This is a genomic window from Rothia sp. 11273D007AR, assembly GCF_053547255.1.
Window position 1 is genome coordinate 1 of the sequence record NZ_JBPPWJ010000024.1, and the last position, 8,682, is coordinate 8,682.

At 49.4% G+C, this 8,682-nt stretch carries 7 protein-coding genes; all 7 read left to right on the plus strand.

Annotated elements, in window-relative coordinates; genetic code table 11:
* Positions 1–223: 223 nt before the first annotated feature.
* The 7 genes from ACED88_RS10590 (at position 224) to tyrS (ending at position 8,035) form a co-directional block, all read left to right on the plus strand.
* Positions 224–1,444, plus strand: a complete 1,221-nt coding sequence (locus tag ACED88_RS10590) for a hypothetical protein (protein ID WP_449109564.1) — start codon at positions 224–226, stop codon at positions 1,442–1,444.
* A 295-nt stretch (positions 1,445–1,739) separates the two neighbouring features.
* Positions 1,740–2,636 (plus strand): hypothetical protein, encoded by an 897-nt coding sequence (locus ACED88_RS10595; RefSeq protein ID WP_449109565.1) that lies wholly within the window; start codon positions 1,740–1,742, stop codon positions 2,634–2,636.
* Positions 2,637–2,670: 34 nt separating this feature from the next.
* Complete coding sequence (locus tag ACED88_RS10600; RefSeq protein WP_449109566.1) at positions 2,671–3,102, plus strand: DUF4870 domain-containing protein; 432 nt, start codon at positions 2,671–2,673, stop codon at positions 3,100–3,102.
* A 499-nt stretch (positions 3,103–3,601) separates the two neighbouring features.
* Complete coding sequence (locus tag ACED88_RS10605) at positions 3,602–3,847, plus strand: type II toxin-antitoxin system Phd/YefM family antitoxin (protein WP_431464976.1); 246 nt, start codon at positions 3,602–3,604, stop codon at positions 3,845–3,847.
* A 3-nt stretch (positions 3,848–3,850) separates the two neighbouring features.
* Entirely contained in the window at positions 3,851–4,105 is a 255-nt protein-coding gene (locus tag ACED88_RS10610; protein WP_237186795.1) for a Txe/YoeB family addiction module toxin, read from the plus strand.
* A gap of 121 nt (positions 4,106–4,226) precedes the next feature.
* Entirely contained in the window at positions 4,227–6,527 is a 2,301-nt protein-coding gene (locus ACED88_RS10615) for a HelD family protein (RefSeq protein ID WP_449109567.1), read from the plus strand.
* 200 nt (positions 6,528–6,727) lie between these two features.
* Positions 6,728–8,035 (plus strand): tyrosine--tRNA ligase, encoded by a 1,308-nt coding sequence (gene tyrS, locus ACED88_RS10620; RefSeq protein WP_449109568.1) that lies wholly within the window; start codon positions 6,728–6,730, stop codon positions 8,033–8,035.
* The last annotated feature ends 647 nt before the right edge of the window (positions 8,036–8,682 follow it).

The window sequence follows — 8,682 nt, forward strand, 5'->3', positions numbered from 1 at the left end:
TTTTATTTTTGCCGCTGGTGGGGCCGTTGTCTAGTTGGTGGGGGGTGGGGGTGTTGACCCCCTTATGAATAACCCTCCCTACATAGTTTGTGTCTCTATCCCTAAGAAACACTGATTTTTTACTGAAAAAATACTTGTCAAAATTGGGGGGGGGGGGGGTAACTTATAAGAGTCACACTAAAACACTGCTCTAGCTATCTAGCTGGATTCCACAGGGGGACTCATGAAGAAACTACTTTCTGTAGCTGCTACTGGCTTGGTTGTAACAACTACATTTGTTGGCTGTGGTGGTTCTAACCAAGGCTCATCAGAGCCTGCATCATCTGAGGTTAAGACAGCGGAAGCTTCGGTAGCTCCTGAAGCATCGTCATCTGTTGACTCATCGAATCAAGTGTTCACTGTATCAGATACGGAAATTGCTAAAGGTGTAAAAGAAAAATACACTCTTTCAGACAGAAATTACAGAATAAGCGAAGTGAGCCGAAATGAGATTATAGCAATTTCTGATGATTCAGTAAAAATATACGGAATCAAAAATCTCGATACACTGCAAGACTTATCGATTGGTTCCATCAGTGAATCAGAAGAAATAGATCCAGTTTTCTTCACTGGTGTAAAAATTTTGGGAAATAAAGCGATTATTGAGTTTGGTTATAAAGATTTAACCGTTGATAAATATAACGATACTGGGGCAATATATCAAGGTTACCAGGTTATTGATATTAGTACTGGTGAACGTATTGGTAATCCAATAAAATCAACCGTACGCTCAACACAAGATTCTAAAGGACACGTTTCTGACCTCAGTACCAGCTCAAAAATTGGAACACAGAACAAATGGGTTGCAGGCGTTCCTGGAGAATCTCTAGTTGTCAAGAGTTATCAAATGGATATTAAATACACCCTTGATGACCAGCAGGGAAATGCAATTATCTTTGATAACAAAAGTAATGCACCAAAAATTGTAGATATCCCAGGAGACATGCAAAAGGAGCGCTTCGTGCTATCTTCTTCTGGTCTGGTTGAGGTTGCAAACACTCAAGAGCTAATTCAGATTTCCTCTGATTCTTATGCATTCGAGGATAATACTAAGACCTACGTAAGCAGTATTGCTACTGAGAGTAATCAAGTTTTTTCAAATGAATCGCTAGAGCCAGGACTATATTCAGTTTTTGAAGGTTCTTCAAATTTTTGCGAGCCTGATTCAAAATATTCACTTAACACTGGTTTTCAAGAACTATCCGAAAGCGATTTTATCTGTAGAGCAATTGATGATTCTGGAAATATGATTGGTGAAAAAGGGGTAAAGTACATGCCTGTAATTATTACCTCGACAGGTGAAGTGATTGATTTGCCTGTAGATAAATCAGATATGGCTTCTTATTCTTACTTTAGAGGGGATTACCTGGTATACGGAGATTCGGTATACGAGATAAATCTCTAGTTTTTAGTTTTATTCTCAAAAGTTTAATCTTATGAACATTTTGTATTTTACTGATATTGATTACGAATTCTTGCAATAATCGAAAACGGAAAGCGACTTCCTGGTTTCATCATTGAGTTCAGGGAACCTAAGCTTTTTATGTAGCTGTTAATTGCAAAATTTTATGGGAATGCAAGGTTTACATCCGTTTCTAACAATTTAGTAGAAGTGTTATTCTTTCTGGATATGTTCTATTTAGAAAAATTTATTGAGTTTAAAATCAGATGCAATTAAAACGAAATATGGATAGATAGAAATGGCTCAAAAAAGTAAATTTGATCAATTTGCAGAAGACATGCAAATGCGCCAAATAGCTCAACAATTAGAGCTGGAAAGACAGACAAGAATACAACAGCAAATGGCAAATCATCAGCAGATGACGCAGTTTGCTGTATGGAAGGATACCAGTGATGGGCAACGGTATCTTAGTTGGTTGGATCAAGTGCAGAATATTTTCCAACAGTCTAGGAAAATTCAAGCAGAGTTTTCCACAGCATATGCAAAAGATTTACAAGCAGTAAATGCTGAGGTGATACCATTTTTTCAAGCGTTGGAAAAAAGCAAAAAACCGCTGGTCATTAAAATTAATTGGTTAATTTGGTTAATAATAATTAGTTTGCCTCTAATTTTCTCATCGTTTGCGTCTCAGCTTCAAATTCTATTCTTCACTGGAGTGGATGATAGCTATTGGCTTACTCCGATTAAATATTTCGGCCTGGGGCTTGTTGTTGAAATTGGATTGATAATTATATATCCAATTATCCGAAAAAATCTAATTATGCGACAGGCAAAAAGAGCCTGGGAGACATCTTTCCCAGGTGGCCCCGGATTTCAAGAGAAAATTAAACAGTGTCGCTGGCTGATTGATGTTTATATGAATTTGAAATCAAGAAAGATAAATAATGATTATGATTTAATTAAACAAATCTATAAAAATCAGTTTGATATGTCGTTTAAACATAGAAGTTGGTATCATCTTCGGGAAATAAACGGAATGAGTCTTATTGATTACTATAACAGGTTTATTGATGACGCCCCTAAAAATCTTCCTACAAACCTACCTACGGTGAGGATGCCTTCGCCTGCTCCTAGCCGCGATTTTCCTCCCGGAACCCAGGCTGCAAACTTCTTGGTATCTAAATTTAATGCTTAGATAGTCTGCAAGAAAGAAGTAGTTACGGATAGATATGAATAATAATATAAATGACAATAATCTATATGGTGATTTGGGGTCCCAAAAAAATCCTTACATGCCTCCAAGTGAAGCTATTGTCAATAATAATATCTCACCAGAAGAAATTCTCGTAGAAAAAATTAACAGGATAAAACTCGCTCCAATTGCCTGGGGCGCCCTGGGGTTTTTGCCCCCTCTAATATACTGGCTGAGGTATAAAAATAATCCGGAATTCCAGGCCGTTCGCAAGAACGCGGCAGATACCTTCAATTTTACGATATGCGTTGCTTTGATTTTATTTTTGCTTAATATTTTATTATTGGTTGGTCCTCTTCTTGCGCTGCCTGTAATTTTATGGCAATGGGTTGAAATTTATAAATGCTATCAACTTTCCAAGAGTGGTAAAGAAATAGCCTACCCTATTAAAATTCCAATTCTTAGCTGATTTTTTAAAAAATGTCGATTCACTCATCTTGAGGGATGGGTGAATCGATTTATATATAATAATTATTTTATGGAGATTTTCTAGTTTGGGCTATCCCCCCTTTTATTGGTATAGTTCTTGGGTTGGAAATGCTTATAATTGCATGAAGATGTTATGCGGTGTTTTCCAAAGTGCTGTTTTTATGAAAATTTATTAGTGAGATTAATGGTATTCCTTCAGGTCTAGCCGCCATTGATTTTCTTCATTCCAACTAAGGAAATTTTGCACTGGCTCTAGTAGCAGCGTACCTGTGGAGGGGCGGTCTACAGTGGTTCAATGTGACAACTTCTCAAAGCGCCTCGCTTCATGGCGGTGCTGTTACTAACTTCAACGGAATCTCATGCCAGGTTGTTTCTGTCGGGCGCACCAAATGTATTAGTACTGATTTGCTGGAGCTTTCCAAGAAAAACCACCAGCCGTACAATTGGTTGTACAAGAAAGGCTGTGTGGAATGAAAACAATGACCTATTCAGAATCTCGAGCTCGGTACGCAGAGGTCATGGATTCTGTTATCAACGACCGCGAAGAAGTCATCATCACGAGAGTGGGGCACGACCCCGTCGTCATGCTATCGCTCGAAGACTACGAGTCCCTCAAAGAAGCCGCCTACCTCATGCGCTCCCCCCGGAACGCTCGTCGAATCTCTGACTCAATCGCGCGACTGAAAGCTGGTCTGGGGGAGGAACACCAGCTGATCGAAGAGTAAGCCATGAAAATCGTGTGGGATGAAAACGCCTGGGAAGACTACCTCTGGTGGCAGCAGCAAGACCGCAAAGTCCTCAAACGCATTAACACTCTGATCAAAGATATTGCCCGCAACGGGCACGAAGGTATCGGCAAACCCGAGGCCCTTAAACACGACTGGTCAGGGTTCTGGTCGCGGCGGATTACAGACGAACACAGACTCATTTATGCGATAACAGATACGTCAATCTTGATTGCCGCCTGCAGATACCACTACTGATAGGCAACGATTGAAAGTCTGGGCTCCCTGCCCCACCGAGCTGCCGCGGGCGTCCTTTCTTTTTGCTCGGGTGTACGGGTAGAATGGAGGGCTTGAATTTTCCGCGATGAAGGGTTCCCTCTTGACCGAGAACACAACCGCAACCGGTGAGCAGACTGCCGCTGAAAAAGCCTACGAGGCTCAGCTGGCAGGCGAACGAGCCTACGTGGGCAGGCTGTACGCCCGCCTCGATGAGCTCCGAGAGATTAACGAGAAAAAGCTCAAGAGCACCCGCAAGAACCAGGCCGTTGGCAGCCACCAGAACCGTTCAGAACGTGACGCCTACGCCCAGCACTATGAAGACCGCCTGGCCCAGTACAACGCTGTCGACCACCGTCTGGCTTTTGGTCGTCTTGACCTTGACGACGAGGCTATCCGCTATATCGGCCGTATCGGCCTGGCAACCGAAGACCACGAGCGCCTGCTCATTGACTGGCGCGCCCCCGAAGCGGGTACCTTCTACCAGGCGACCGCTTTCAACCGGCAGGGTGTGCGCCGCCGCCGCCACCTGATGCTAGAACGCCGCGAAGTCACCGGCTTCGAAGACGACGTGCTCGACTCAACCCTTCTTGAGGACGGCGATGAGAACCTGCACGGTGAGGGTGCCCTGCTAGCGGCCCTGAACCGCAAGCGCACCGGCCGCATGGGCGATATCGTGGCGACAATTCAGGCAGAGCAGGACGCCATCATCCGCGCCGATTTGGCGGGCGTCCGCGTCGTTCAGGGTGGCCCCGGTACCGGTAAGACCGCTGTTGCCCTGCACCGCGCTGCCTACCTGCTCTACACCTTCCGCGAGCGTCTGAATAACGCCGGTGTACTGGTTGTTGGCCCCTCCGCCTCCTTTATGTGGTACATCGAGCGTGTTCTACCTTCACTGGGTGAAACCGGCGTGGTCATGTCGTCTCTCGCCACCCTGTACCCCGGTATCAAAGCTGTACCCGAAACCGACCCCGCTGTTGCTAGGGTCAAGGGCGATTTACGCATGGCTGAGGTTATCAAAAAGGCTGTAGCCGACCGTCAGAAGGTACCGGCCAAGCCCGTGAAGATGTATGTGGACTCTACCGCCATCGAGATGACCCCCGGCATGGTCAAGCATGCCCGCAACACGGCGCGTTCAACCGGCAAGCCCCATAATGAGGCACGGGAAACCTTTGTGAAGGTGCTCCTCAAAGAGCTCACCGTCCAGCTCAACGAAAAGCTGGATGCCGCCGCCGGCCACGCGGTTGACCGCCCCTACCTGGAAGATGACGTTCGCGGGTCCCTGGACGTCCGCCGGGCCATCAACCTGGCTTGGATGCCCCTGTCACCCGAGACCCTGGTGCGCTCGCTGTTTTCCAAGCCAGAGTACCTGCAGAGCGCAACCGCCGGCGTCCTGACCGATACCGAACGCGATACCCTAGTCCGCGCCGCTAACCTGCCCTTTACCGAGTCCGATGTGCCCCTGCTTGATGAGGCAGCTGAGCTGCTGGGTGATTTTTCCAAGGTCGCCGGTGCCGGGGCTGCCGCCCGCGCTGAGGCTGCCCACCAGGCTAACCTCGAAAATGCGCGTAAGGCTCTGGAGAACGTGGATCAGCAGCTGGCCGATATGGGTGTCGATGGTGTGGTCACCGCCGAGCAGATTGCTGAACTCAACGAGGAACGCGGCGAGCGTATGACCGCCGCCCGCGCCGCGCAGGCCGACCGCACCTGGGCCTACGGGCACGTGGTGGTCGATGAGGCCCAGGAGCTTTCCCCCATGCAGTGGCGCCTGCTCATGCGCCGCTGCCCCATGAAGTCCTTCACGATTGTCGGCGACATTGCGCAGGCTTCATCGGCTGCTGCTTCCCAGTCCTGGGCGCAAGCTCTGGAACCCTTCGTGGGGGAGCGCTTTACCCTGGACGAGCTGACCGTCAACTACCGCACCCCCGCCCAGATTTCGGACGCCGCCGTTGCGGTTGCCCGTGCTGCCGGCCTGGAGATTTCAGCCCCGCGCGCTGTGCGCGAGGGTAACTGGGCACCGACCGCTCGTATCGTGGATGAGGACGGCCTCTACCCGGCTGTGGTGAGCACCGTCAGCGATGAGCTGGAGCAGGGCGCCGGTGGCCTGATCGGCGTGATTGTCAGTGAAGAGCGCTACCGCGAGACTGCCCTGGCGATCGCTGCCGAGCACAAGGGTAAGCTGGGTACCTCGGCCTCAGCCCTGGAGCACCAAGTACTCATTCTGACCCCGTGGGAGGCCAAGGGCCTGGAGTTCGATACCGTGATTATCGTTGAGCCTAACGACCTGGTGCGTGCGGCTAACGGTTCGGTGGGCGACCTGTATGTCTCCATGACCCGCCCCACCCAGCGCCTGCACCTGCTCGCTTCTCGTGACCTGCCCGCGGGCATCGCCCCTACCGAGTAGCCTGCAAGTAATCCCGTAGCGCAAGGACGCTCCCACCCCCCTCCTGCCCGCGGGCAGGGAAGCGGAGGAGGGGCGTCCTTTCTCTTTCTCTCAATCAGAGAACACCGGAAGTGCCCGCTGCCCGTCCCGGCGGTGAACTGGTACCTTTGTAGAGGTGGCTTTGCCACTGCTTTTTGTTCATTACTAACCATGGAGTAACCGTGTCTGAAGAGACTCTTGCAGCTCAGCACAACGATGATTCCTTCGAGAATATCTGGCAGGAATTGAAGTGGCGTGGCTTTGTGCACGTCAGCACCGATGAAGAAGCCCTTGAGAAGGCGCTGGCTGAAGAGACCGTGAACTTCTATATCGGTTACGACCCCACCGCAGCTTCCCTGCACCTGGGGCACCTGGTCCAGCTGCTGCTCATGCGTCGCCTGCAGCTGGCTGGCCACCACCCCTTCGGCCTGGTTGGCGGTGCTACCGGTTTGATTGGTGACCCCCGTCAGACCTCTGAGCGCGTCCTCAACTCTCGCGATGTGGTGGAGGGCTGGGTAAGTCGTCTGCGCGGCCAGATTGAGCGCTTCCTGTCTTTTGAGGGTCAGAACGGCGCCCAGATGGTTAACAACCTGGACTGGACCAGCGAGCTATCTGCTATCGATTTTCTGCGTGAAATCGGTAAGAACTTCCGCGTGGGCACCATGATTAAAAAAGAGATCGTAGCTAAGCGTCTGAACTCTGAAGAAGGTATCTCTTACACCGAGTTCTCCTACCAGATTCTGCAGGGGAATGACTTCCTCGAATTGAACCGCCGCCACAATGTCACCTTGCAGTGCGGTGGCTCCGATCAGTGGGGCAACCTGACCAGTGGCACCGAGCTGGTTCGTAAGGTCACCGGCAAATCTGTTCACGCTCTGGGTACTCCGCTCATTACGAACTCGGATGGCACCAAGTTCGGTAAGTCTGAGGGCAACGCTATCTGGCTGGACCCCGAGATGTGCTCACCTTATGCCTTCTACCAGTTCTGGCTGAACACTGCCGATGCTGACGTAGCTGACCGTCTCAAGGTCTTTACGTTCAAGACCCGTGACGAGATCGCTGCCCTGCAGAAGTCTGTAGAAGAAGAACCCTTCAAGCGCTTGGCTCAGAAGACCCTGGCCTACGAGGTCACGTCACTGGTGCACGGTGTTGAGGCAACGGAGAAGGTCATTGCTGCTTCTGAGGCTCTCTTCGGTAAGGGCGACTTCGCTGCCCTGGATGAGGCAACCCTCAAGGCTGCAACCGCTGAGCTGCCCCATGCTGTTCTCACCCGGGATCAGCTGGACATGGTGACCGTGCTGACTGAGACCGGTCTTTCCGCTTCTAAGTCAGAAGCCCGCCGTACTCTCAAGGAAGGCGGCGCAGCTATCAATAACGTCAAGGTTCAGGGCGAGGACGCCGCCCTCACCGAGTCTGATCTGCTTCTGGGTAAGTACGCGGTGGTTCGCCGCGGCAAGAAGAACATGGCAGTTGTTGAGGTTGCCCAGTAAGTTCTGTTGTTGAAAAGCAGGCTCGCGCTCGCTGCGAGCCTGCTTTTCCTTTACCTTGTAGACATGCCTCAGCAAGAACAGCTATTTAGCTATTTACTCTAGTCAGAGCGGTGAAAGCGAATGAAACCGGAGACAGGGCAGGGTGAGGTTTTGCGAGGCTAGGAAAGTTTTTCAAAATATTTTTGAGAAAATTTAACCCGCTGTTTACTAGGGGAAACATCTTCGTTTGGGTGGGTTTAGGTGGTGTTTTGAGGGAAAAAGAGCCCTGTTCGGGTTGCATGCTTCAAAAAACCTGCGTAAAGTATAACGAGTCGCTGAGGCGCGGGGAACCGGCCGAAAGTGAAAAATAATCGAATAGTGCACCACAAGTTGAGTCGATAAAGACTCCCAGGGAAAGTTGATTGAACTGGTTTTCGGGTTTGAAGCTAAGGCTTTGAAGTAAAGAAAAGAGCTTGTGGTTATCGTCACGCTCTAACGAGTTGCGATGATGAAAAAAGCATTATAGACTGTATGAGTTGCCCAAACGGGTAACACAAAAACTGAGAATGACCGATACGAAACACCGGCCAGCATCTGGCTAGGGTTGAGAATGCGGTTTGTTGCTTGAAAACTCAATAGCGTACCAATGTTATAAATAACATTCTTAT